This is a genomic window from Amycolatopsis sp. NPDC004747, assembly GCF_053601335.1.
The window spans coordinates 1-24508 of record NZ_JBSGBQ010000025.1 but is presented as its reverse complement, the minus strand read 5'-3'; the positions used below and the strand labels follow the sequence as shown (position 1 = coordinate 24508).

Genomic DNA, 24508 nt, shown 5'->3' with positions numbered 1-24508 from the left:
GCGTTTTCGCCACTATGGGCAGGTGACCGATGTGAGCGGCGACGCGCTGGGGCACCCGTTGCTCACCCAGGCGCTCCGGATCCGGCGCCGGCTGCGGGGCACGGACCGGGCCCGCCCGTGGCTTCTCGACGCGGCGGTGGTGGCCGTGGTCGTCGTGCTGTTCTGCGTGCCGGAGTTCGTGCGGTGGGACGACGACGGCGACCCGTGGTCGATCGCGTTCACGCAGCTGCCGGTGCCGGCGACACTGGCGCTGCAGGCGGGCCTGGTGCTGCCCCTGCTGGGGCGGCGCCGGGCGCCGTCGGCGGCGTTCGCCGCGGTCGCGGCGGTGTTCGTGGTGCAGTGGTCGCTGGGGGTGTTCCTGCGCGCCGACGTGGCCCTCCTCGTCGCGCTGTATAGCGTGGCGCGGCACGGACGCGTCCGGCACGTGCCTTGGGTCGGCTTGGCCACGGCCGGGCTGATCGTGCCGGTGGTGGTGCGCGTCGCCACCGTGGTGTCCGTCGGGGGCGCGCTGTTCTTCCTGGTCAGCACCGTGACCGCGGCCGCCGCGCTGGGGATCGCGGTGCGGATCCGGCGGGCCCAGCTGGTGAACCTGCGTGAGCGCGCGGCCCGGCTGGAGGTCGAACGCGACCAGCGCAGCAGGCTGGCCACCGCCACCGAACGCACGCGGGTGGCCCGGGAGATGCACGACATCGTCGGCCACAACCTGTCGGTCATCATCAGCCTGGCCGACGGGGGCGCGTACGCGGCCGAAGCTTCGCCGGAGCGGAGCCGGGAGGCGCTCCGCCTCGTCGGGGAGTCCGGCCGTCAGGCATTGGGCGAGCTCCGGCGGATGCTGGGGGTCCTGCGCGAACAGCCGGAGGCACCGGAGCTGCACCCCCAGCCCCGCATCGCCGACATCGAGGCGTTGTGCGGCCGGCTGCGCGCGGCCGGACCGGAGGTGGGCTACCGGTCCGGCGGCGAACTGGAGGCACTGGACCGCGGGGTGCAGCTGATGGCCTACCGCATCGTCCAGGAAGCGCTCACGAACGCGCTGAAGCACGCCGGCCCCGGCACGCGCGTCGACGTCACGCTCGCCGTCGAAGGCGCGCAGCTGCGGATCCGCGTCCAGGACACCGGCAGGCCGGACGGCCGCCGGCCCGCACCCGGCGAAGGGCACGGACTGACCGGCATGAGAGAACGCGCGGCGCTCTACGGCGGCACGCTCACCGCGGGCCCCGCGCCCGGCGGCGGCTGGACGGTCCGGGCGGTCCTCGACGTCACCCCGCTCCCGGGGAGCCCGTCGTGACCAGCGTGCTCATCGTGGACGACCAGGCCCTGCAGCGCTTCGGCTTCCGCATGCTCCTGGAGGCGACGCCCGACACGGCGGTGGTGGGGGAGGCGGAACACGGGGCCGAGGCGGTGCGCCGGACGGCCGAGCTGCGCCCGGACGTGGTCCTGATGGACATCCGCATGCCGGGCATGGACGGCATCGAAGCCACCCGCCGCATCATCGCCGCCGGCAGCCGCTCGAGGGTCCTGGTGCTGACGACGTTCGACCTGGACGAGTACGCGCACGCGGCGCTGCGGGCGGGCGCGAGCGGCTTCCTGCTCAAGGACGCGCACCCGGAGGAGCTGCTGGCCGGAATCCGCGCGGTGGCCAGGGGAGACGCCGTCGTCGCCCCGGCACTGACCCGCCGGCTCCTCGACGCCTACGCCCATCACCTGCCGTCGGCGTCCGGCGGCGCCTCGGACGACCCGCGCTGGGCGGCGTTGACCGAGCGCGAGCGCGAGATCCTGGTGGCGATCGGCCAGGGCCGGACGAACGGCGAGATCGCGTCGCGGCTGGTGCTGTCGGAGTCGACGGTCAAGACCCACGTCGGCCGGGTACTGGCGAAGATCGGTGCCCGCGACCGCATCCAGGCGGTGATCATCGCCTACGACCTCGGCCTGACCCGGCCCAGCTGAGCTCTCACAGCCGGCGGAACCGGGCTTCCAGCAGCGCGAACACCCCGAACACGGCGATGCCTGCCGCCAGGGTCAGCAGCAGCGCCTGGCCGTACGGCTGCACGGCCAGCGTCTTCAACGCCGGATCGAGGCCCCCGGCTTTGGCCGGGTCGTAGCGGACGGCCGCCAGGACGAACATCGCCCCCACCGTCGCGTACAGCACGCCCACGGCGCACCAGCCGATCTGGCCGAGGCGCGTGGTCGACTGCCGCAGGGTGCGGGACGCGCCACCGAAGTCGAGGTCGCGGAGGAACTTCTTCCGCGCCCCGCGGTAGGCCAGCCACGCCGCGACCGCGATGACGAGGGCGCCCGCCGCGATCACCGCGGCCGCGCCCCACGGGCGGCCCAGCACCGCCGCGACCACCGAGCCCGCCTTGCCGGACGCGCCCACCGCCGTCTTGCCGGCGCTGTAGGCGACGAGGCCGTACAGCACCACTTCGACGCCGCTGACCGACCGGCGCACCCACCGGCGCCGGGGTTCGGCGTGCCGGTGGCCGGTGATCGCCTCGGCGAGCTGCCACAGCGCCAGCACGCCCGTGCCGCCCGCGACCAGCCAGAGCAGCCACGCGCCACCCTCGGCGGCGACGATCTGCAGGGCGCCCGCCTTGTCGGCGCGCTCGTTGTCGCCGAGCGCCACCTGGACCGCCAGCCACGCGACGATCAGGTGCACCGCCGCGTAGCAGGTCAGCCCGATCCGGGCAAGCAGGCGGAAAACTCTCAGTTCGGGCATGAAGGTGAGTTTTGCTCACCTTGCCGGGTTTGACCAGACGCGAGCGTGACCCTGTCGTGCCCGCGAAGCGCGCGTGTATCTGCCCTGGCCGTTCGCGCTCTTGAGAGCTGGCCGAATGCCGCAGATCGACGGAGGGCACCATGCCGGAGCAGACCGAGTCCCGACCCGCCCTCGCCGGGGGCGTCGTCGTCGACCGTGATCGCGGGGAACCCGTTGCCGGCGTGCTGCTCGCCGTCCACGTGAGACTGGACGACTGCACCCACGACGTCGCCACCGGTGTCTCCGACGCCGACGGCCGGTTCTCCCTGCTTCGAGCCGACAACGCGGCCGACTGGCTCGTCCGGGTCGTCACCTGTGGTGACGGGGAACCCGTGACGATCACCGGCGCGTTCGGGGACCGGGCGCCGCAGGACCTCGGCACCACCCTGCTGGGTGATTTCCTGCACCTGACCGTCGAAGTCCCGGCGGCCCAAGTCGACTGGGCCGTCTTCAACCGGTCCGGGGAGGGCCGCATCGACGAACTGCTCGCCCTGGTCCGCGACCCCGCCGAAGTGCCCGACCAGGCCGTCCGGGTCCAAGCCGTCGCCGAACTCGAGGCGGCCTTCCTCGACCCCTCCGGTGTCCTGAGCCGGTTCGGCCCGCTCCCGCCGTGGGCCACGCTCGCCCACGACTTCGACGCCTACGCGGCTGCCCTCGGTGACCAAGCGGAGGCCGAACAGCCGCTGCGAGAGCTGCGGACCCGGCTCGACAGCTTCGCCGATCTGTCCCAAGTGGACTGGCCGATCGACTTCGGTGCGCTGGGCCGGACCGGTCTTTCCGGCATCCTCAACAAGTACGCCGACCGCTTCACCACCGGCGGCCTCCTCGACGGGCCGCTGATCGGCGCGCTCAACCCGGCCGTCGGCTACCGCGACTACCTCCTCGGCGTCTGGGGCAAGCTCTGCGCCTACGACGACCACTGGCTCCAGCAAGCCGGTGAGAAGCCGCTCACCGGCGCCGAGGCCCGCGCCCAGCTGACCGCCCGCTTCCACCAGGACTTCACCACCCGCGACACCACCCCGCAGCCGGCCTGCGAACTCGCCGTCGGCACGGTCACGCGCATCCTCACCGAACCCGCGCCGACCGGGTACGGCCTGCCCGCGGCCGACCTCCCCGGACGCGGCGACGCCGACGCGCGGTCCTACCTGGACAGCCTGATCGTCCTTTCCGGAGTGACGGCGAGGGAACTCGGCCTGCGGTTCCGGATCGACCTGACCCGCCCCGGGCAGGCGATGAGCACCCCGGTCGCCGAGAACACCTCGACGCTGCTGGGGTTCTTCCGCGACAGCTTCCAGTCGGCGCCGGACCCGTTCCACACCCCGCCGGACGTCCGCAACCGCACCATCATCCCGGACGTCCAGCGCGGCCGGGCGCCGTTCTTCCTGGAGTACGAGGAATGGCTGGCCGCCACCGCGCCGTTCTACCCGGAGAACGTCCTGTCCATCGCCCGTTCCCTGCGCGCCGGCGAGCTCGCCGCCCTGAAGCCGGGGCCACCCTGGCAGGCGAAGGCCGTCGCGGTGTTCGCCGACATCGCGAAGATCGACAAGCTGCTACTGCAGGGCGAGTACCCGCAGGCACTGGCCCTGATCGACACGACGACGTCCGCCGCGCTCGCCCTGATCAAGGACCAGCAGCAGGCCGGCTACCCGCTGGACCCGCCCATGCTGGCCCGCAAGCGCCTGCCTGTCACCACGAAGCCGCAGCTGGCGGCGTTCGAACGGTTCCTCGGGTTCGGCTCGGCTTACTTCAGCGAGCCGACGTACGACTTCCCGTTCCCGGGCGACTGGGACGGCAAGCGCCTGACCGCCGCCTTGGTGCTGTACGCGACCTACTTCGCCTGGGTGTGGCGGTCGGACGCCCTGCTCGCCACCGGCCGCTTCACCGAGGCCGCGAAGTGTCTCCAGGGCCTGATCGGGGTCGCCGTCGGGGCGGCGGCGCAGGACGATCCGGCCGGGTACAAGACCCTCCAGAACGCCGGCGTGCCCGAGCTGTACACCGACGGCCCGCTGCCGTCCACACTGGACCGATCGGAGCCGCCCCAGGTGGTGCAGCCGGATCTCAGTGCGCCCAATGCCATCCCGTACGGCAGCACGTTCGACGACTACAGCCAGCTGCGGCCGCCGAAGGTGGCGGGCAAGCTGCACCGCGTCGACCGCCGGTTCCTGGTGCTGCGCCTCGGCACGGTGCTGCTCGAGTGGGCGGACGCGCTGTTCCGCGCCGACGAGCCGGCGAGCGCGGCACGAGCGCGTGAGCTCTACAAAGCGGTCTTGTGGCTGCACGGCGACGACCCGCGGGTCGGGCCGTCCTGGCAGGGGCCGGTCCTCGGCGGTTACGTCGGCGCGTCGGCGAACCCGGCCGTCGTTGCCCAGGTCGCCCGGGCCCGGCTCGGGTTCACGCAGCTCGAAGCCGGGCTGAACTACTTCGGCGGCACCGAGTCGACCGTGCCGGTGCAGCGCTACCGCACCCTCAAGGACGCCGCCGACCGGTTCGCCGCGCTGGCGAAGGCCGCCGAACGCGACTTCCTCGCCGCCACCGGGCACCTGGAGGACCTCGCGATCGAACGGCTGCGCACCTCCAACCTGCTCGCCAAGGCCACCGCGCAGAAGGCGATCGCCGGCGAGCAGGCGCAGATCGCCGCCTACCAGGTCGCCCTCGCCCAGCAGCAGGTCACCGACGTCGAGGCGCAGATCGCGGCGAAGAAGGCCGAGATCGCCGACCACGACAGCTTCTTCGGGCAGCTGTCGGACTTCGCTTCGGGCATGGTCAAGACGTTCACCGGGCTGCCCGGTTTCGCCACCAAGGGCATCGGCGAAGGCTTCGCCGCCGAACTCGGCCTCGGCGACGCCTCCGCCACCGGCCTGCTCGGGCTCGGCGCGGGCGCGTCCGTGCTCGCGGGTTTCGGCGCGTTCTACTACGCCGGGTACACCAGCATGTCCGGCATGGCCGCCGCCTACAGCGGCCGGGCCGGCGAACTGAAGCGCCTCCAGGACGTCGCCCTGCCGCTGGCGAAGGGCAACGTCGACGCCAAGCAGCGCGAGGTGACCATCGCCAAGCTGCAGGCCACCGTCGCCGACGCCGACATCCGCCTGGCGAACGACCTGCTCGCCTTCACCACCCTGCGCCTGCTCAACGCCGAGTTCTGGACCGCGGTCACCCAGGTGCTGCGGCGCGTCCTGCGCCGCTACCTCGACCTCGGCGCGTGGGCGGGCTGGCTCGCCGAACGCGCCCTCGCCTTCGAACAGGACCGGCGCCTGCGCGTCGTCCGCATGGACTACCTGGCTCGCGACCTCTCCGGCGTGACCGGCGCCGACCAGCTGCAAGGCGATCTCGCCGAGCTCGAAGCCGCGCGCATCGCTGGCGAACGCGCGCTGGTCCCGTACCGGTACGTGCTTTCGCTGGCCGAAGAGTTCCCCCTCGCGTTCGGGGCGCTGAAAGCCCACGGCCGGTGTTCGTTCGCCACCTCGGAAGGGGCCGCCCGCGCGTTCTTCCCCGGCACGTTCGGCCATCGCGTCCGCGGTCTCGCGGTCGAGGTCCGGATGCTCACGGCGGGCCGTCGCGTCCGCGGCACCCTGGTCAACCACGGCGTGTCGCAGGCCAGTGCGGACGAAACCCTGGCGACGCGCCCGCTGCTCCGGTTCGCCGACGCCGTCGCCGTCTCCGAGAGCGGCACACCGGCCCCCGAAGGCCACGACGTTCTCGGGCCGTTCGAAGGCATCGGGCTCGACACGGGCTGGACCCTGCACCTCGACCGCGACGCGGGCGCGTGGGACACGATCACCGACGTCGTCCTCCGGATCGACGGGCTCGCCCGCTTCTCCGACACCCTCCGCCAGTCCCCGGTGCCGCCCGCGCCCAGCCGGCTGCTGCTGGTCTCGGCGGCCCGGTTCGCGCCGGACGCGCTGGCCGCGGTCAAGGCCGCCGGCGGCGGTGCGGTGGAGCTCGACTTCGGCAAGGTGCCCTACCCGGCGGCCGAGCAGAACCGCCGCGTCGCCAACGTGTTCGTCGCCCTCCCCGGTAGTACCGGGAAGACGATCTCGGCCACCCTCGACCTCGCCGGCGCGGCCGCCGCGTTCACGTGCGAAGCGGGCATCGCGCTGTCCAACGGCGCACCGCTCCGCTCGCCCGGCAGCCCGTCGCCCGACCAGCCGCTCAACGCGGCCATCGGCGAGCCGGTCGAACAGCCCTGGCGGTTCACCCTGTCGGCTGACCCCGGCGCCGACCTGACCGGCCTCCAGGACGTCGTCGTCGGGATCGAATACACCGCCGATCCGCTGTAGCCGCCGTGGCGCATCGAAACTGAATCGGAGCCGGGCGCAGTCCTGCCAGCGTTTTCGGGCGGGTTATCGGGTCGCTGAACGGGTACCGTGATGCAAAACGCGTTCAGCCGGTGCCCGGGAGACCCAGTGAGCAGCACACCCGAGGGGCGGTCGCTCGGTTCGAGCGAGGTCGCCCGCGCTCTCGGCGTCTCGCAGGTGACGCTGCGGACGTGGGAGCAGCGCTACGGCATCGGCGCCTCGGAACGCGAGGAGAACGGCCGCCGCCGGTACACGCCCGAGGACGTCGAGCGGCTGCGGCGGATGCGGGCTTTGCAGGCGCAGGGCACCCGGGCGCGTGAAGCCGCCGAGCTGGTCCTGTCCCGGTCGGCGGCCGGCACGACCGCCAAGGTGCGGCGGCAGCGGATCGCCGAGGCCGCCGAACTGCTCGACGTGGCCACCATGGGCAGCCTGGTCGACGACGCGCTGGCGACGCTGGGCGTCGCGACGACGTGGACCGACGTCGTCGCGCCCGTCCTGCGGGCCATCGGGGAGCGCTGGGCGAAAGCGGGCGACCGCAACGCGATGGCCGCGGAGTGGGCGCTGGCCGCCGCGGCTTCGGCGGCGCTGGACCGGCTGCGGACGCCCTCGCCGACCCGGGCCGGCCGGGGCCCCGCGCTGTTCGTCTGCGGGCCGGCGGAGCGGCACGAGCTGCCGATCAAGATGCTCAGCTCGGCACTCGGCGACGACGGCGCCCCGGCGATGTTCCTCAGCGGGCTGGTGTCGATCGACGTCCTGCGGGTGGTGTCCGGGCGGTACGCGCCGAGCGCCGTGGTCGTGTGGTCCATGACGTCGCCGTCCGCGGACGTGCGCACCCTGCGCACCCTGCACGCCGAGGGCATCCCGGTCCGCCCGGCCGGCCCGGGCTGGCGGGGCATGCCGACGGTCGGTGAGCCGCTGCCGCCGTCGTTCCGCGACGCCCTGGCGCAGCTGGGTGGCTGATTTGCATCGCAGATGAATCGTTCTCGGCCTGCTTCGGCGAGCGCGATGACGATCATTCTTCTACGCTTCGCTACGACATTGCATCGGCTGTGCATCGAGAGGTGATCGTGCCCGAAGCGTTCTCGCGCTCGATGGCCGCCTACCGGGACCACCGGCTGGCGGCCGACCTCGCCGCGCACCGGCGGTACCGGCACGAGCCGCTGACGGTCGCCGTGACCGGGGCGAGCGGTCTCGTCGGGACCGCGCTGACCGCCCTGCTGACCACCGGCGGGCACCGGGTCGTCCGGCTGGTGCGGCGGCCCGCCGAGACGCCCGACGAGCGGACGTGGCACCCGGGCGCCCCCGCGGCGGACCTGCTCACCGGCGTCGACGCGGTCGTGCACCTGGCGGGCGCCCCGATCGCCGGCCGGTTCGACGACGGCCACCGGCGAGCCGTGCGCGACAGCCGGATCGCGCCCACGCGGGCGCTCGCGGAGCTGGCCGCGCGCACCGCGGACGGGCCGGAGGTGTTCGTCTCGGCGTCCGCCGTCGGCTACTACGGGCCGGGCCGCGGCGACGTCATCCTGACCGAGGAAAGCGAGCCGGGGCAAGGATTTCTCGCCGACGTCGTGGCCGGCTGGGAGGCGGCGACCGAACCGGCGTCGGCGGCGGGGCTGCGCGTGGTCCGGGTGCGCACCGGCCTGGTGCTGAGCCCGCGCGGCGGCCTGCTGCGGGCGCAGTACCCGTTGTTCGCCGCCGGGCTGGGCGGCCCGCTCGGCAGCGGACGGCAGTGGATGCCGTGGCTCGGCCTCGACGACCTGGCCGACGTCTACCTGCACGCACTGACCGGCTCCGTCCTCAGTGGACCGGTCAACGCGGTGAGCCCGGAGCCGGTGCGCAACGCCGAATACGTGCGCACGCTCGGGACCGTGCTCGGGCGGCCGGTGCTGCCCGAGGTGCCGTCGTCCGGCCCGCACCTGCTCCTGGGGGAGGACGGCGGACGCGAACTCGCGGTCGCCGACCAGCGCGTGACGCCGCGCCGGCTGCTCGAGGCCGGCCACGAGTTCCGCCACCCCCGCCTGGCCGACGCGCTCGGGCACCTGCTCGGCACCGCGACCGAACCGGCGGGCGCCACCGCGGGTGAACCGGCGTGAAGCGGTGGACGGCGGGGAAACGCCTGCGGCAGCTGCTGGTGTTCGTGCACGTGGTGGTGTCGGTGGGCTGGATGGGAGCCGGTGCGGCCAACGTCGTGCTGGCCATGACGGCCCGGTACACGGACCGGCCGGACGTGCGGAGCGTGTGCTACCTGATGGTCGACCGGATCGACGTGTTCGTGGTGATCCCCGCGGCGTTCTCCAGCCTCGTCGGCGGTGTCGTGCTGTGCGTGGTCACGAAGTGGGGGATCGCGCGCCACTGGTGGGTGCTGGTGAAGCTGGTGCTGACCGCCGCGGTGATCCTCTACAGCACGTACGGGCTGGGTGTCTGGGTCGAGCAGAGCATGGCCGCCGGCGGCGGGCCGAGCCCGGTCGGCGGGCGGCTGGCCTACGGTGCCGCGCTGAACCTGGTGGCGTTCCTGTTCCTGACGTGGGTGTCGATCGCCAAGCCGTGGGGGCGGACGCCGTGGCACCGTCCGCACGCGACTGTCCGATCTCGGCAAGACAGCCGCGTCCGGCGGCCATCGGTCACCGCTTCGGTTTAGCCCCCGGGTCAGCCGGCGCCTGGCTCAGGCCGTGAAGGCCACCGTCTCGGCACCCACGAACGGCAGCAGGCGCCGGGCCTCGGCTTCGACGTCGGCCCGGTCGTCGCCGGACAGCGGGCGGAACGGCGTCAGCCGCAGCTGCGGGCCGGCGAGTGCCCAGCTGCCGTGCACCCGCCCGTCGACCAGGAACGCCGGCCGGACCAGTGCGCGGCCGGGCATGATCCGCTTCCGGTCCTCGTCGGCGATGATCCGCGTCCGGTCGGCGTGCCCGAGCAGGGCGTTGTCGAAGCCGGGCAGCAACCGCGCGGGGGCCGGGGCGTCGGGGTCGGGCAGCGGGGCGCCGGGCAGGTCGACCAGCTCCCGGCCGTCCGGGGCCCGGTAGCGGCGCAGCTCGGCGCGCATGCTCCCGACGACCTCGCCCAGCCGGGTCAGCCCGCTCCACGCCTGCACGTCCTTGACGTCGGCCGGGCCGAACGCCGCGAGGTAGCGGCGCACCAGCTCCCGGGCGCTCGCCGGCTCCCCGACCTCGACGGCGGTGACCGAAACCGACGACCGCGTGCCCCAGGAACCCCAGCCCGCGGTGGCCGGGTCGTGGACCATCGCGGACCGCATTTCCACCTCGCCGGCCAGGATCCGGCCGTCACGTCCCGGGTGGCGCTCCGCCAGCCGCCGGGCGAGCTCCTTGCGGGGCATCGCCCGATCGCCGAGGAGCCGCCGGCCGGCCGCCACGAGCTCGCCGGGGTCCAGCCCCGTGTTGTTGCGGCGGAAGTAGGGCGCGCCCGCGGTCCGGTCGAGCACCGGTTGCAGCAGCGGCCGGAACCGCCGGAAGTCGTCGGCGGCCGCGAGGTGCTGGGTGCTGCGCACCAGGCCCGAGCGCACCACCTGCCCGCCCTCCAGCAACGTCGTGAGCCCGGCGTGGTCGAAGTCCCGGACCCGGCTCCACAGGCCGACGAACGGCCAGTTCGGCTCCTGCGCCTGCATCGCGACCAGCCGCTTGACCACGGCCAGCGGGGTGTCGCCGGTTCGCGACAGCAGGAACTGCCGCTGCAACAGGGCCCGGTTCAGGGCCCGGAGGGACAGCGCGGTCACCGCGGCCGGTCCGGAACGCTGTCGCGGCAGGCGATCATCGGGGGTCTCCCTCGGTCGGTTTCGGCCTTCGAGGGGGACCGTAGTGACGATTTAGGCCGGTTCCTGTCCGGAACGCCGTCAGACCACGGTGAAGCTCGCCGAGAGCGTCGCGGCCGAGCTGGTGCCGACGTAGACCTGGATCTCGCCCGGCTCGACGCGGAACCGGGCGGTGTTGTCGTAGAAGCCGACGTCGTCCGGCGTGAGGGTGAACGAGACCGCCGTCGACGCGCCCGCGGCCAGGCTCACCCGCTGGAAGCCGCGCAGCCGCCGCACCGGCTGGACGATGCTCGCGACCGGGTCGCGCAGGTACAGCTGGACGACCTCGTCGCCCGCGCGGCCGCCGGTGTTGGTGACGGTGGCGCGCACCTCGATCCGGCCGCCGCGGGCGGGCAGGCGGGTGCCCGAAAGCCGCAGGTCGTCGACGCGGAACGTCGTGTAGGACAGACCGTGGCCGAACTCGTAGAGCGGCCCGCTCGCCAGGTCGAGGTACTTGGACGTGTACTTGTTGGCCGGGTCGGCGGGGCGCCCGGTGTTCTCGTGGTTGTAGTAGACCGGGATCTGGCCGACTGCGCGCGGGAAGCTCACCGGCAGCTTGCCGCCCGGGTTGACCACGCCGAACAGGACGTCGGCGATCGCGTGGCCGCCCTGCACACCCGGCGCCCACGCCTCGAGGATGGCGGGGGCGTTCTCGTGCAGGTACGGGATGGTCAGCGGGCGGCCGTTGACGAGCACGACGACGAACGGCTTCCCGGTCTCCTTGATCGCGCCCACCAGCTGCTGCTGCACGCCGGGCAGGTCGATGGTGCTGCGCGCCGCCGCTTCGCCGCTCATCGCGGCGGTTTCGCCGACCACCACGACCGTGACGTCGGCGGCGCGCGCGGCCTGCTGCGCGGCGGCGAACCCGCCGGTGTCGGTCCCCTCGACGGTGCAGCCGGGGGTGTAGCTCACGGCGGCACCGGGCACCGCGGCCTTGATCCCGTCGACGACGGTCACCGGCGGCGTCGTCCAGGCACCGGTGCCCAGGCCCGCCCAGGTGCCGTTGAGGTCGTAGGTCGCCGCGCCGAGCGGCCCGACGACGGCGACCGAGCCGGCGGTCTTCGCCAGCGGCAACACGGGCCCGTCGTTCTTGAGCAGCACCATGCACCGCGCGGCGGCCTGCCGCGAGGCGGCCAGCGCGGCCGGTGAAGGCGCTTTCACTTCGCCGGCTTCGTCGACGTACGGGCGCTCGAACAGGCCGAGCCGGAACTTGACGAGCAGGATCCGGCGGACGGCGTCGTCGAGCTGGTCGCGGGTGATCCGGCGTTCGGCCAGCAACCGCTCGGCGAAGCGGGCGTAGTCGGTGCTGACCATCTCCATGTCGACACCCGCCGGGAGCGCGGCCGCCGCGGCGTCCGCGCCGTCGCCCGCCAACCCGTGCCGGATCAGTTCCTCGATGCCGGTGTAGTCGCTGACGACGAACCCGCGGAAGCCGTAGGCGCCCTTGAGGACGTCGTGCAGGACGTAACCGTTGCCGTGGGCCGGAACGCCGCTGATGGTGTTGAAGCTCGCCATGACGGTCGCGACGCCCGCTTCGACGCTCGCTTTGAACGGCGGCAGGTAGAGGTTGTGCAGCCGCTGCAGCGAGACGTCCACGGTGTTGTAGTCCCGGCCGCCTTCGGCGCCACCGTAGGCGACGAAGTGCTTGGCACAGGCGGCAACCCGGTCCGGCGCGGAGTAGTCGCCGCCCTGGTAGCCCCGGACCTTGGCGACGGCGAACCGCGTCGCGAGGTAAGGGTCTTCGCCGTACCCTTCGGCGATCCGGCCCCACCGCGGTTCGTGGGTGACGTCCATCATCGGCGCGTAGGTCCAGTGGATCCCGCTGCGGCGCGCTTCCCCGGCCGACACTTCGGCGTCGGTGCCCGCGACGGCGGGGTCGAAGCTCGCGCCCTGGGCGAGCGGGATCGGGAAGTTGGTGGTGTACCCGTGGATGACGTCGAGACCGAAGACGAGCGGGATCTTCAGCCGCGTCTGCTCGACGGCGATGCGTTGCAGCGCATTGAGCTTCGCGGCACCGACGACGGAGAAGACACCCCCGAGCCGTCCCCCGGCCAGCGCGGCGCGGGCGGCGGTTTCGTCGCCGACGAGCTGGAGCTGCCCGATCTTCTCGGCCAGGGTCATCCTGCCGAGCAACGCCTCGACACGCGGATCCCGTTCAGGCCGCGCGCTTTGCGCTTCCGCGGCCGAGGGGGCAAGCAGCCCGGCGGAGGCAACCCCACCGGCGAGGCCGGCGAGCACACTGCGCCGGTTCACCCCGCCGGCGGCCGAAGTTCCGTGACGTTCCTGCTGCGACATGGCGGGGACCCTTCCACGAGACAAGGAAACCGGTGGCGAACTCCTCTGATCGGTCAGGCCCGCCCAGCCTAGCCCGGCACGGCGGAAGCCACCGTCCGGACGCGGGCGACGGGCAGGTCAGTGCTCGGCGCCGACCGGGAGGACCGGACCCGGCCGAGCGATCTCCGAGACGTGCGGCTCAAACGGCCGTTGCGTCAACGGCCGGGAGGTGGACCCAAGCGCGCGCCGTGGTTTCTTTGACGGCCGCGAACACCGAAACGTAGCTCTCGGGGGCGCCGAACTGGATGTGGCGGATGACCTCTTCGTAGAACCAGTTCGAAGCGATCACCGCGACATCACCGTCGGAAACCGACAAGGCGTCCTTGACCGCGCGGGAATCGAGGAGCCGGAACGCGTGGATGATCGCCGCGCCGGTGAAGCCGTGCGCATCGCGGGTGATCTCGCCTGCGTGCAACGCCACCCGCAGGCGGATCTGCTCTTCGGCGGCGTGCGCCCGGTTGTGCGCGATGAGGTTCTTCGCCAGTTCCTGCGGTACCCGTTCGCCGAAGACGGCCTTCGGGTAGGCGCCCGGCGCCAGCACGAGCACCCCGTCGCCGAGGTCGATCCGGTGGCAGGCGCGCCACCGGACGCCCGAGGTGGCCAGTGCGTCCTCGACCGCACCGTACAGTCCCGATCGGACGATGAGCCGGTGGAGGTTGGTCCGGCCGGGCGCGTTGAAGCCTTCCACGTCGACGGCGAAGATCGTGTAGTGCATGGCGTCCGCGACGGGACCGAGGCGCGGCAGCTTCTGTCCGATGTTCCACCGAGGGGCCGGGGTCTCTCGATTCGGCATCAGGTTCCTCCTGGTCAAGTAGTTGGTAGCCGGTCAAGATCCCGGCAGGAGCATGGTGGCGGCGTTGAACGGCGCCGACAGCATTTTCTGTTCCAGCATCAGGTCGGCGACGCGTTGGAGGTCGCCGAGGTCCAGGTGCGCGGGAAAGCTGCCGACCCGGATCTCCCGGGCCGTCTGGGCGTCGACCCCCAGGTACTGCTGGAACACCTGCTCGCGGACGTCGCGGTTCTGGACGTCGCCGACACCGTTCCTGAGGGCGCGTTGGAAGGCGTCGATCACGTCAGGCCGGTTCGCGGCGGACCGCGCCGGGACCACCCAGCCGGACATGGCGATCTCGAAGTTCAGATCGAGTCCCAGGTCGAGCAGCTTGACCGCGCCGGCTTCGTCGGCCGTGGTGACGAACGGTTCGGCGACGACCGCGCCGTCGAGCTCGCCGCGCTGCATTGCCGGCACCATCGCCCGCATGTCCATGGTTACCCAGGTGACACTGGCCGGATCACCGCCGGCCTGCCGCATCTCCGAGATCGCGAGCAGATCCGAGATCGATCCTCGGCTGGTGACCCCGATCCGCTTGTGCGCGGCCTGGTCGGGCCGGACGAAGGAACGGTTCGGTGCGCCGACGAGCATGAGGTGACCGGGCTTCGCGGTGTAGGCCGGTGCGATGATCTTCAGGTCGGCGGCGTGGTTCGCCTGCGCCATGAACATCCCCGGATAGCTGCTGAACGCGAGGTCGAGCTTGCCCGTCTCGAGCCCCCGGACCGCTTCCGGGCCGCTGGCCACGGTGACCACCTGGACGTTGAGGCCGACCTTGCGGAAGTACCCCTGGTCGACGGACCGGTAGAACGCCGCGACGTCGACGAACGGCAGCACGCCCACCCGGACCGATACCGGCGGCGCGAGCGGCAGCGGTTCCGCCGGCTGCGCGGACCCGCGGTACCAGTAGAAGCCCACGACCGCCGACAACGCCAGCAGGACCACCAGCACGACCGCGGCAGCTTGCAGCCGGCGCGTGCGGCGTGCCCGTCCATGGCCGCTCAAAGCGAAGTCCTGCACTGGTTCGCCGCGGCGTCCGCCGTTTTGCCGCGACCGCACCAGCTGCAGTGCCGCCGGGATCGCGCGGGGAACCGGCCCGTCCGCGCTGTCGTCGGTGACGGCCAGCAGCGGCCGGCCGGGCCTGCGGCGCCGCCCGGCGTGGTCGGGCCCAGCACCGCCCTGGCCCGGCGGCGCGCCGCTCAGCGCGCGACGAAGATCTGCCAGGCGCCGGTCGAGCTCGACCTCGTCGATCTCGACGGGCCGCCGGCCGAACCATCCGACAACCATGCTCCCCGCTCCCTTGTTCGTTTCTTTCATTGCTCCCCCTCGATCTCAGCCGTGGGTCCCGAGGGCACGCCGGAGCTTTTCCCGGCCTTTCTGGTAGCGGCGCTGGGCCATCCGGAGACTGATTCCCAAGATCTGCGCGGCTTCCGGTAACGGGCGTTCGTTCAGGCACACCAGTGTCACGACCTCCCGCAGGTCGCCGGGCAGCGCGTGGAGCGCGTCAAGGGCGGCGACGATCTCGGCGCGCCGGTCCGCGAAGTCCTCCTCCTGGAGGGCTTCGACGGTGATCAGGTCCTCCGCCGGCAGCAGTACCTCGCGACGGCTGGTTCGCGAGTGGTCGATCAGGAGGTTGCGGGCGATCGTCAACGCCAGCGGGACCAGGGCCGCCGGCTCGGTGCCGGGATTGCGGTTCAGGTGTATCCCGAGCCGCAGGACCGTTTCGCCGACGACGTCGGCGGCATCCATCCGCCGGGTGCGGGCGCGTGCGTACCGCTCGACCTGCGGACCGACGAGACGGAGAAGTTCGGTGAGATTCGGCCTCCCTTGTCCGGCGGGCACGGTTTCCGATTCGCTCGTCACACTCACTCGCCTTCGATGGCGTCGACGCTCATGCCTGAGAAGACGGACCGATCATGTTTCTGCGACAGATATCACCCGGTTGAGTGAGGTTATTTCAACAATGGACAATCAATCCATTGACAGTTTGACGCTCAATAACCGGACGCGTAATCGGCGATGAGCACTTTTGCCGTGGCGAGGTCTTCGGCGCCGGGATCGCGTTCGTCCAGTCGGCGAGCAGCGCTTCGGCGGTGAGCCGCCGCGCGGTCGCGGCGTGGTCGTGCTCGACGGTGGTGGCGGCGAACGCCTCGGCCCGGACGGGGGCATGAGTGATGGTGAGCGCGATCCGCTCGGCCTCTTCGAACTGGCGCGTGGTCACCGGTGGCGCGCTCGGTGTTACACCGAAGCGGGCCCCGCCGGGCAGGTCGGTTCTACGATGGGGAAATGGACCTCCGGCGCGACGAGTATGCGGCTGGGCTGCCGTGCTTTCTCGTGTACCAGCAGGCCACGAGGCAGATCGAGCACTTCGTCGAACTGACCAGGTTGGCGTACCTGGTGACCGATGAGCAGTTGGTGCTGACCCCGAAGGGCAGTTTGGTCGACGGCCCGGACATTCCCCTCGACCCCGAAGGGTTTCTTTCCCATGCGGACGCGGACGACACCGTCGAACAGGCCGGTCTCTTCGGGTGGGTGGGCTTCGCCCAGTATTCCGCGCTGAGCGGGCTCCCGGTCGAAGATGTCGAACGGCAAGCGGGAGAAGGACGCTTGGGCCGGGTGCGCCCGTGCCCGAAGACGGAGCGGAGCCTCGTGATCTGGCCGCCGTCGGAACAACTCCGGTCCGACGAAGACCTGCCCGCGCCGGGCGATGAACCTCGGATCGTGATCACCGTGAACCGGCGCGGTACCGCTCTGGTGGACGTGGCCTCTCTCGGGGACGGCGAAGAGGGCGCCCGCAACCGGATGAACCTGCTGCTCAGGCTGGTCCACCAGCTCGGTGATCCGGACGAAGTCATGGAGCAGGCGCACAACGAATTGGAGGTGGGCGGCTTCCTGCAGCATTGGACGGCGTTCGAGGTCTTCCTCAAGTCGACGGTGATCCACCTGCTGCGCAAGCACCCGGAAAAACTCAAGAGAAGACGGGGTGGCGCCAAAATCGACCTGGAAGAAATCCTGGCGTGGACGGACAACTTCTCGTCGTCGATGAAGAAGTTCCAAGACAGCCTGATCGAGCACGAGCTCGCGACGATCCAAGCCGAGCAGGGGTCGATCCACGGGGCCATCAGGTACCTGAAGGACAATTTTTCGTTTGTCGCCGACCCGTACGAGGCACCGTACACGCACGACAACGAGGAGCGGCGGACGTCCTACGGAAAACTCAAGCGCCTCAAGGACCTGCGCAACACCCTCGTCCACGAAGGCGACCAGGTGGCGGCCGAGGACGGTGTGGCGTATTTCGACTACCGCGAAGCGGTGATCGTGCTCAAGACGATCGCCCAGCACATCGCGGACATGATCGTCTCCGGCGAATACCAGCTCCGGTAGCGGTGCGGCGTTCGCCGCCCAGTGCAGCCGTCCGCGCACCGCCGTCCGATGGGGCGGTTGTGGCGGTAGGGTGCGCGGCGGTACTTGGAGACGAGGGAGCGAGATGACCAAGGCGCTGATCATCGGCGGGGGCATCGCGGGACCCGTCACGGCCATGGCCCTGCAGAAAGCGGGCATCGACTCCGTCGTCTACGAGGCCCGCGAGGCGGCCGTGGACGACGTCGGCGCCTTCATGACGATCATGAACAACGGCTTCGACGCCCTGCACGCGATCGACGCCGACAAGCCGGTGCTGCAGGCGTCCTTCCCCGCCGATCGCGCGTTGTTCTGGAGCGGTTCGGGCAAGAAGCTCGGCGAAGCACCCATCGGGGGCGGTACCGCCGGCGCGTACGGGCCGCACAACATCAAGCGGTCCGAGCTGTACCGGGTCCTGCACGAGGAAGCCACCCGCCGCGGGATCACGATCGAGCACGGCGAACGGCTCGGCGACGTGGACATCTACGCCGAGCGCGGCGTCGCGGCGTTCTTCGAGGACGGCACCCGCCGCGAAGGCGACCTGCTGATCGGCGCCGACGGCGTCAACTCGGCCACCCGGGAAGTCATCGACCCGCACGCGCCTCCGCCGCGCTACACCGGGACGGTGGTGTTGTGCGGCTACGCCCGGCAGGCGCCGGTCGAGCCGTTGCCCGGGGTGTACCGGATGATCTACGGCAAGCGCGTGTTCTTCGCCTACACGACCGCGCCGGACGGCGAGACGTGGTGGTTCGTGAACCTGCCGCGTCCGGAGCTGTCGAGGGCGGAGCTGGCGTCGACGTCGCTGGAGGAGTGGAAGCGGCAGGCGATCGCCTTGCTGCGCCGGGACCGGTCGCCGGCGGCGGCGATCGTCGAGGCGTCGGAGCAGATCCGCGCGAACAACGGCTACGACATCGCCTCGACGCCGAGGTGGCACGCCGGCCGGATGATCATCATCGGCGACGCCGCCCACGCCGCGGCGCCGAACGCCGGGCACGGTGCGTCGATGGCCATGGAGGACGCCGTCGTCCTGGCCAAGTGCCTGCGCGACCTGCGGGAACCGGCGGCGGCGTTCCGGGCGTATGAAGAGCTGCGCCGGGAGCGGGTCGAGCGGCTGGTGGCGACCAGCGCGAAGATGGGCGGCAGGGCCACGCCGGGCCCGGTCAAGCGCCTCATCCGGGACATCGCGATTTCCAAGCAGCTCAAGAGCGGCCCCCGCAACACGGCGGCGTGGCTGACCCAGCACCACATCGACTGGGACACGGCGGTGTCGCAGCCTTCGCCGTGACACCGAGGCGGACTCCGTGCCGGCCGATGGTCAAGAGCCGGGCGGTTGCCGCCGCAGGCGGCCGCGGAGCCACCACAGCAGCCGTCCCGCCAGGTAGACGAGCAACGCCACGGCACCCACCGACACGACCGCGCTGTACCACCCGGCCGGCCGGCCGGTGCCCGGGCCGACCAGCAAGACGATGGCGATGACGACGGCGAGGACGGCCAGCGCCACGGCGTACCGCGCGGGGGCGGGCAGCCGGCGCAGGTCGACGCGACGTCGCATGCGGCCGAGTGTGGCACAGCCGCCCGCTGCCCGCGGCGTCCACGCGGCTGTCCATCCGGGCGGGAAGTCTTCCCGTATGGGCACACGTCCGGCTCTGTGCCGGCGGAGGTCCGGCTGCGATCGTGCGAGCATGGCAGCTGGGGCGAGCGGGATCGGCCATGCCGAGACACCGGACGGTCCCGATCGTGCCCGCACCCCCGCCACCGGCACTCCGGTGGACCACCGTGAACCGGCCTCGGACCGCGCACCCGGAGACCACGGCCCGCTGCGGACGCCGGTGCCGGGGAACGCCCGTCCCGGATGGCTGCTCGGTGTGCAACGAGCGGCAGGCAACCGGGCGGTCGCCGGTTTGCTCGCCAGGTCACCCGCCACCGGCCGGGGTGACGGCGACGGGCCGGCGGTCCAGCGGGCGGGCGAGGACATGTCCGCCGAGCTGCAGGGGCGCGCCGAGCAGCAGATCGCCGCGGCCAAGGCCGCGCGGGGGCAGGCACCCGAAGGCGGAGAGCCGGGTGCGCAGCAGGAACCGCCGTCGCCGGAGCGGATCGCGGCGGAGAAGGCGAAGCAGAAGCGCGCCGTCTCGGGTGCCGTGGCGCCGGCCGACACCAGCGGTGCCCGGTCGGCAGCCGGTGCGGCAGCCGATGACGCGAAGGCCGAAGCCACCAAGCCGCCCGACGCGGTGGTGCCGGCCGGCAGCGCGCCGGCCGTCAAGCAGGACACGGGCGGCGAAGCCGCCGGCGCGGAGGAGGCCGCCGCGGCGAGCCAGCTGGCCACGCAGGCCGCACAGCTGGCCGAAGCGCAGCCGCCCCCCGAGCCGCCGGCTCCGGTCGTCGCGCCGCCGCCGGTGACCACGGTCAACGGCGGCGGGCGGGAGATCCCGGCGAACCCGGTGCTGGAGAGCGGGGTGGCCGACGTGGCGGCCCGGCTGCAGGCGCTGCGGGCCGGAGCGCACCAGGTGCGGGCGGCCGCGGCGAGCGAACGGGCACAAGGCCACCAGCTGGAGGCGATGCTCCACGCCGGCCGGGCCGCGGTCGCCGACAGCGACGCCGGGGTGGCCGCGCTCCAGCAGCACAGCGCGTACCGGCGTGGCACCGTCGAGCAGGCGAAGAGCGCGCTGAACGTGTCGAAGCAGAAGGCCGCGACGGTCGCCGCCGGTGCGCCCGGTGTCGCGGCGAAGAGCGACGAAGGCGCGCAGAAGTCCGGGCCGATGGCGGCGGAGTCCAAGCAGCTGGCGGCCCAGAACGCGGGGCACACGCCGGAGGACGGCGAAGCCGCGGGCAAGTCCGCGGAGCAGGGCCGCAAACTCACCCAGGTCGGCACCGACATGGGCACCATCGACACGACGATCGGCCAGACCAAGGCCCGCGCGCAGCAGCTGTCCGAGGAGGCGGCCGCGGCGGCGTCGTCCAACACCGCCACCGAGGGCCGGATCGGCGAGACCGAGGCGGCGATCGCCAAGTCCGAGGCGAAGGCGGCCGAGATGGCGGGCCAGAACGCCGCGGCCAAGTCCCGGCTGGCCGGTTTCGCCGCCGAACCCGCCGCCCACCGGGCCTCGGCCGACGCGTTGGACGCGCAGGGGACCGCGCTCCACACGGCGTCGCAGGCGCTGGAGGCCCGGCTCGCGGCCGCTCAGGAGGCCTACACGAGCGGCATGGCCGCCATGCCGCCCCCGGTCCCGGCCCCGCGCCCGGAGACGGCGGTGCAGCGGGCCGGGTACGAGGGCCGGACCCGGTACGACCCGGCCGGTGCCGTCACCCGCGCCCTGCCGTCCTGGCTGAGCGGCGAGGACCCGCCCAACGCGGTCGCGGCCGCCCAGCACCACGCCCGGGAGGAACAGCGCAGAGCGGCCGAGATCGCCGAGATCGAGCGGGAATGCGGCGGCCACTTCGAGCGGCTCTCGGCGTCCCAGCGCGCCGGCATCGCGCTGCGCCTGACCGGGCGGAACCTGCTCAGCGGCATCGGGAACACGAACTTCGCCAAGTTCGGCCTCGGCATCCTGCGCGGCTTCGTCGACCCGCGGGCCTCGCTGATGGGCATCGTCAACGGCTTCGGGCAGATCGTGTCCGGCTTCGCCAACCTGTTCAGCGCCCAGCAGTGGGCGAAGGACCCGCTGGGCAACCTCCTCAAGTCGTCGGCCGACATCGCCACCGGCGTCACCATCGTGCTCGGGTCGATCGCCGGGCTGGCGGTGGCGATCGGCATCATCCTCACCGCGGTGGCGATCATCGGTTCGATCTTCTCCTTCGGCGCGGTCGGCGCCGCGCTCGCGCCGATCATCCTGTTCTGCGGCACGGTGGCCTCCACGGTCGGCCCGTGGGCGCTGTGGGCGGCCGGGATCGCGCTGGTCCTGCACGGGCTGGTGTTCATCAAGAACCTGATCGACGCGGCGACCGCGTCGACGGCCGGCCAGCTCCAGCAGTCGTCCGACCAGATGACGGAGGACGCCCAGAACGCGGGGGCGATGGCCCTCCAGATCGGGATGGCCAAGGCCATGCAGTTCGGCGGCAAGCTCCTGGCCGGCCGAGGCGCCCGCGCGGCCGTCGGCGAGGGTGGGGCGCCGCCGGGGGAGAGCGCGCTGCCGCAGGGCGGAGAGACGACTCCGGGAACGACCGCGGAGAGCCCACCGGTGGCGGCCGAATCGGGCACGCCGGCCCCGGCGGTGGAGGGCGCCCCGGCGGCGGCCGAGGGGGGTGCTCCGGCGCCCGTGGCGGATGCTCCCGCGCCGGTGGCGGAGAGTGCTCCGGTGTCTGCGCCGGAGAGCGCTCCGGTGGCGGAGTCGGGTGTTTCCGCGCCCGTGGCGGATGCTCCGGCGCCGGTGGCGGAGAGCGCCCCGGTTGCCGTGCCGGAGGGTGCGCCGGTCGGGGCGGAGGCGAGTGCTCCCGCGCCGGTGGCGGAGAGTGCTCCGGTGTCCGCGCCGGAGAGCGCCCCAGTGGCGGAGTCGGGTGTTTCCGCGCCTGTGGCGGATGCTCCGGCGCCGGTGGCGGAGAGCGCCCCGGTTGCCGTGCCGGAGGGTGCGCCGGTCGCTGCGGAGGCGAATGCTCCCGCGCCGGTGGCGGAGAGTGCCCCGGTTGCCGCGCCGGAGAATGCCCCGGTCGCGGCGGAGGCGAATGCGCCGGCGGCCGAGAACGCCCCGGCACCCGCGGTCGAGGACGGGCCGGCCCCGGCTGCCGACCCGGCGCCGCCGGAGCTGGCCGAGGTGCCGTCCGAGATCGCGGACGGTGCCGCCGCCAACGACAACGCCACGGCCGCCACCGAAACCGCCGGCCCCGAACCGCAGCCGAACCAAGGCGGGCCGCAGCAGGCGTCCGGGTGGCCGCCGGCGCCGCCGAGCGGGCCGAAGCCGGCCGCCGGTGCGCCGGGGGCCGCGGAGTGGCGCTACGCCAGGTACCTGAGCGTTCAGGCCGGCAAGGGCAAGGGCCCGTCGGAGGTGCTGCCGTTCGCCGAGTGGAAACGCCTGAACTACGACCCGATGGTGGCCGGCGGGCGGCCGGGCCGGACCGGCGGGACCGAACAGGCCGCGATGAAGAAAGAACTCACCCAGCACGAAGGCGTTCAACAGGTCGAAAACGTCAAACTCGGCGAAAATTTCCCCGATGGGGTGAAGCCGAACGCCGCCGGCGGCCGCGATTTCTTCGAGGTGGGCAAGATGCTGAAGAACGGCAAACCCGAGGCGCGCGAGCGGTTCAAACTCCAGAAAGAGATCGACGCTCTCGGGCCCGACGATACGATAACGTTCGTCGACAAGACCAACCGCGCCAACCGGATCACCTACCGCCCCGGCGACCGGGTCGACTAGGGAGGCTTGATGTCCCAGTACCTCCACGTGTTCGCCGCGTCGGCGGAGGAGATCCCGGTCGAAGAGGTGGCCGACATCGCCGAGTCGGCCTGGTACGGCGACGGGCAGGTGAACGTCCACGCCGACGAAAGCCACTGGCTCCTGATCGACCTGCCCGGCAGCGGCCGCCCCGTCGTCGTCCTCCGCAGCACCGACGCCCCCACGGTGGACGCCCTGGTCGCGGAGGAACTCGGAGAACGCACCGGAATCACCCCCGAACTGGCCGCCACCCTCCACCGGACGCGCCAGGTCATCAGCTTCGAAATCGCGCCGGACCAGCTGGACTCCGACGCCTGGGAACTCCTCGACACGGTGGAGTCCCGGCTCGCTCGCCGGCTGGACGGCCTGGTGCTCGCCGAAGACGGCATCTACGACGCCGGTTTGCAGAAGCTCGCCTAGCGCGCCCAAGCCGGTCAAGGAGAACCGCGGACCGCGGAGAAAGCCCTTTCGAGCAGTTGAACAGGACCGCGGTAGGTCGCGCCGACGGCGGGGCACGTGGTATAGATCATGACCGGGCGAGGTCTTTGTGGCCTCAAGGGGAGGAATCCGGTCGTGCAAAGCTTTCGGCTTGTTTCGGTTTTGTCTTGTCTGGTCGGTGTTTCGCTGCTTGTGAGCGCTTGCACTGATGGTGATCCAGGCACCGCCCCGAACGGATCGACGGCCGACGTCAAGGCGTTGGCCGTCGGCAAGGCCGAGACCGGTGACCTGTTCAAGCTCGCGTCCACGCCGGGCTACGACGGCACGGTCACGATCGGTGTCGACGACGGGTACTCGGGGTACAACAACCAGACCGCCGACACCAGTACCCTCGCGAACAGCTACACGCTCGCCCCGGTGCTTTCGGGTCCGTTGAAGCTCGACGGCAACGACAAGATCCTGCTGAACAACGACGTCTTCGAGTCGTGGGACGTCACGCAGAAGGACCCGCAGCAGGTCACGTACAAGATCAAGCCGAACATCAAGTGGTCGGACGGGCAGCCGTACGACTGCAAGGACATGTACCTGGCGTGGCTGTCGCAGAGCGGCCTGGCCAAGGGTCCGGACGGCAAGAACCCGTTCAACTCGGCTTCGACCACCGGCTATTCGCTGATCAAGACGGCGACCTGCAAGGACAGCCTGACCTTCGAGACGGACTACAGCGCTCCGTATGTGGACTACAAGGGGCTGTTCACCGGTGCGGGAATCCTTCCTGCGCACGTCTTGGAAGCCCGGACCGGTATCGCCGACATCTCCAAGCTGGCCCCGACCGGTGATCCGGCCCAGATCAAGGCGGCCGGTGACTTCTGGTCGAACGAGTGGAAGGGCTTCAAGGCGGACATCATGCCGTCGTCGGGCCCGTACAAGATCACTGCGTTCGACGCCAACCAGAAGGCCGTCACCCTGGAGAAGAACCCGCAGTGGGCGGGTGGCAAGGGTGGCCCGTCGAAGATCATCGTCCGTGCCATGGAGGACACCAAGGCGATGGCGACGGCGCTGCAGAACGGTGAGATCGACGTGGCCGCGTCGACCCAGCCGGACGCGACCGCGGCCCAGACGTTGAGGGGACTGGCGGCGCAGGGTGTGACCTACGGTTCGGCTTCGCAGCGCGGTTTCGAGCACCTCGACCTGAACTTCAAGCGCGTGTTCGCCGACAAGGACCTCCGCAAGGCGTTCCTGGAGTCGGTCAACCGCAAGGAGATCACGGACAAGCTGCTCAAGGAGGTCCAGGCGGACGCG

At 72.0% G+C, this 24508-nt stretch carries 19 protein-coding genes; 11 read left to right on the top strand and 8 right to left on the bottom strand.

Annotated features, from left to right (window positions below):
- Positions 1 to 22 precede the first annotated feature (22 nt).
- A complete protein-coding gene (locus tag ACWEGE_RS33035) occupies positions 23 to 1285 on the top strand; it encodes a sensor histidine kinase (RefSeq protein WP_449664378.1) in 1263 nt (420 codons plus the stop codon).
- A complete protein-coding gene (locus ACWEGE_RS33030; protein WP_449664377.1) occupies positions 1282 to 1944 on the top strand; it encodes a response regulator in 663 nt (220 codons plus the stop codon). The genes ACWEGE_RS33035 and ACWEGE_RS33030 overlap by 4 nt, the downstream gene beginning before the upstream one ends.
- A 4-nt stretch (positions 1945 to 1948) precedes the next feature.
- Here ACWEGE_RS33030 and ACWEGE_RS33025 read toward each other — a convergent pair whose 3' ends face one another.
- A complete protein-coding gene (locus ACWEGE_RS33025; protein WP_449664376.1) occupies positions 1949 to 2713 on the bottom strand; it encodes a DUF1206 domain-containing protein in 765 nt (254 codons plus the stop codon).
- Between the two features lie 140 nt (positions 2714 to 2853).
- Here ACWEGE_RS33025 and ACWEGE_RS33020 point away from each other — a divergent pair, with 140 nt between their 5' ends.
- The 4 genes from ACWEGE_RS33020 (at position 2854) to ACWEGE_RS33005 (ending at position 9685) form a co-directional block, all read left to right on the top strand.
- Positions 2854 to 7029, top strand: coding sequence for a Tc toxin subunit A-related protein (locus ACWEGE_RS33020; protein WP_449664375.1), 4176 nt, complete (start codon positions 2854 to 2856; stop codon positions 7027 to 7029).
- A gap of 126 nt (positions 7030 to 7155) precedes the next feature.
- Positions 7156 to 8007, top strand: coding sequence for a MerR family transcriptional regulator (locus ACWEGE_RS33015; protein WP_449664374.1), 852 nt, complete (start codon positions 7156 to 7158; stop codon positions 8005 to 8007).
- 101 nt (positions 8008 to 8108) lie between these two features.
- Positions 8109 to 9140 carry a TIGR01777 family oxidoreductase gene (locus tag ACWEGE_RS33010; protein ID WP_449664373.1) on the top strand — a complete coding sequence of 344 codons (1032 nt, stop codon included), beginning with the start codon at positions 8109 to 8111 and terminating at the stop codon, positions 9138 to 9140.
- Positions 9137 to 9685 (top strand): hypothetical protein, encoded by a 549-nt coding sequence (locus ACWEGE_RS33005; RefSeq protein ID WP_449664372.1) that lies wholly within the window; start codon positions 9137 to 9139, stop codon positions 9683 to 9685. The genes ACWEGE_RS33010 and ACWEGE_RS33005 overlap by 4 nt, the downstream gene beginning before the upstream one ends.
- Positions 9686 to 9709: 24 nt before the next feature.
- Here the strand turns inward: ACWEGE_RS33005 and ACWEGE_RS33000 are convergent, their stop codons facing one another.
- The 6 genes from ACWEGE_RS33000 to ACWEGE_RS32975 all read right to left on the bottom strand — a co-directional run bounded on the left by ACWEGE_RS33000 (position 9710) and on the right by ACWEGE_RS32975 (position 16230).
- Positions 9710 to 10774, bottom strand: coding sequence for a winged helix DNA-binding domain-containing protein (locus ACWEGE_RS33000; protein ID WP_449664371.1), 1065 nt, complete (start codon positions 10772 to 10774; stop codon positions 9710 to 9712).
- A gap of 117 nt (positions 10775 to 10891) precedes the next feature.
- Positions 10892 to 12970: a beta-glucosidase BglX gene (gene bglX / locus ACWEGE_RS32995; RefSeq protein WP_449664370.1), complete on the bottom strand. Its 2079-nt coding sequence runs from the start codon at positions 12968 to 12970 to the stop codon at positions 10892 to 10894.
- Between the two features lie 352 nt (positions 12971 to 13322).
- Positions 13323 to 13976 (bottom strand): hypothetical protein, encoded by a 654-nt coding sequence (locus ACWEGE_RS32990; protein ID WP_449664369.1) that lies wholly within the window; start codon positions 13974 to 13976, stop codon positions 13323 to 13325.
- A gap of 33 nt (positions 13977 to 14009) precedes the next feature.
- Entirely contained in the window at positions 14010 to 15296 is a 1287-nt protein-coding gene (locus tag ACWEGE_RS32985) for an ABC transporter substrate-binding protein (protein WP_449664368.1), read from the bottom strand.
- Between the two features lie 45 nt (positions 15297 to 15341).
- Entirely contained in the window at positions 15342 to 15851 is a 510-nt protein-coding gene (locus ACWEGE_RS32980; RefSeq protein WP_449664491.1) for an RNA polymerase sigma factor, read from the bottom strand.
- Positions 15852 to 15966: 115 nt separating this feature from the next.
- Positions 15967 to 16230: a hypothetical protein gene (locus tag ACWEGE_RS32975; protein WP_449664367.1), complete on the bottom strand. Its 264-nt coding sequence runs from the start codon at positions 16228 to 16230 to the stop codon at positions 15967 to 15969.
- Between the two features lie 65 nt (positions 16231 to 16295).
- On the opposite strand from ACWEGE_RS32975, the gene ACWEGE_RS32970 reads away from it, so the two are divergent.
- Together ACWEGE_RS32970 and ACWEGE_RS32965 are read left to right on the top strand one after the other, a co-directional pair.
- The gene (locus ACWEGE_RS32970; RefSeq protein WP_449664366.1) at positions 16296 to 17393 is read left to right on the top strand and encodes a hypothetical protein; all 1098 of its coding nucleotides are present in this window, start codon (positions 16296 to 16298) and stop codon (positions 17391 to 17393) included.
- Between the two features lie 103 nt (positions 17394 to 17496).
- A complete protein-coding gene (locus ACWEGE_RS32965; RefSeq protein WP_449664365.1) occupies positions 17497 to 18693 on the top strand; it encodes an FAD-dependent monooxygenase in 1197 nt (398 codons plus the stop codon).
- A 30-nt stretch (positions 18694 to 18723) separates the two neighbouring features.
- Here ACWEGE_RS32965 and ACWEGE_RS32960 read toward each other — a convergent pair whose 3' ends face one another.
- On the bottom strand, positions 18724 to 18960 hold the full coding sequence (locus ACWEGE_RS32960) for a hypothetical protein (protein ID WP_449664364.1): 237 nt from the start codon (positions 18958 to 18960) through the stop codon (positions 18724 to 18726).
- A 130-nt stretch (positions 18961 to 19090) separates the two neighbouring features.
- Between ACWEGE_RS32960 and ACWEGE_RS32955 the strand changes: the two genes are divergently transcribed.
- From ACWEGE_RS32955 to ACWEGE_RS32945, 3 genes are all read left to right on the top strand, one after another.
- Entirely contained in the window at positions 19091 to 22753 is a 3663-nt protein-coding gene (locus ACWEGE_RS32955) for a hypothetical protein (protein WP_449664363.1), read from the top strand.
- A 9-nt stretch (positions 22754 to 22762) separates the two neighbouring features.
- Complete coding sequence (locus tag ACWEGE_RS32950) at positions 22763 to 23191, top strand: hypothetical protein (RefSeq protein WP_449664362.1); 429 nt, start codon at positions 22763 to 22765, stop codon at positions 23189 to 23191.
- A 276-nt stretch (positions 23192 to 23467) separates the two neighbouring features.
- Positions 23468 to 24508 (top strand): ABC transporter substrate-binding protein (locus tag ACWEGE_RS32945; RefSeq protein WP_449664361.1); only part of this gene is annotated, 1041 nt, incomplete at its 3' end.

Excerpts from the sequence above, each read along its gene's own strand:
- ACWEGE_RS32970 (WP_449664366.1), top strand. The coding sequence starts at position 16,296 with ATGGACCTCCGGCGCGACGAGTATGCGGCTGGGCTGCCGTGCTTTCTC.
- ACWEGE_RS33020 (WP_449664375.1), top strand. The coding sequence starts at position 2,854 with ATGCCGGAGCAGACCGAGTCCCGACCCGCCCTCGCCGGGGGCGTCGTC.
- ACWEGE_RS32950 (WP_449664362.1), top strand. The coding sequence starts at position 22,763 with ATGTCCCAGTACCTCCACGTGTTCGCCGCGTCGGCGGAGGAGATCCCG.
- ACWEGE_RS33025 (WP_449664376.1), bottom strand. The coding sequence starts at position 2,713 with ATGCCCGAACTGAGAGTTTTCCGCCTGCTTGCCCGGATCGGGCTGACC.
- ACWEGE_RS32960 (WP_449664364.1), bottom strand. The coding sequence starts at position 18,960 with ATGCGACGTCGCGTCGACCTGCGCCGGCTGCCCGCCCCCGCGCGGTAC.
- ACWEGE_RS32965 (WP_449664365.1), top strand. The coding sequence starts at position 17,497 with ATGACCAAGGCGCTGATCATCGGCGGGGGCATCGCGGGACCCGTCACG.
- ACWEGE_RS32985 (WP_449664368.1), bottom strand. The coding sequence starts at position 15,296 with ATGGTTGTCGGATGGTTCGGCCGGCGGCCCGTCGAGATCGACGAGGTC.
- bglX (WP_449664370.1), bottom strand. The coding sequence starts at position 12,970 with ATGACCCTGGCCGAGAAGATCGGGCAGCTCCAGCTCGTCGGCGACGAA.
- ACWEGE_RS32955 (WP_449664363.1), top strand. The coding sequence starts at position 19,091 with ATGGCAGCTGGGGCGAGCGGGATCGGCCATGCCGAGACACCGGACGGT.
- ACWEGE_RS32990 (WP_449664369.1), bottom strand. The coding sequence starts at position 13,976 with ATGCCGAATCGAGAGACCCCGGCCCCTCGGTGGAACATCGGACAGAAG.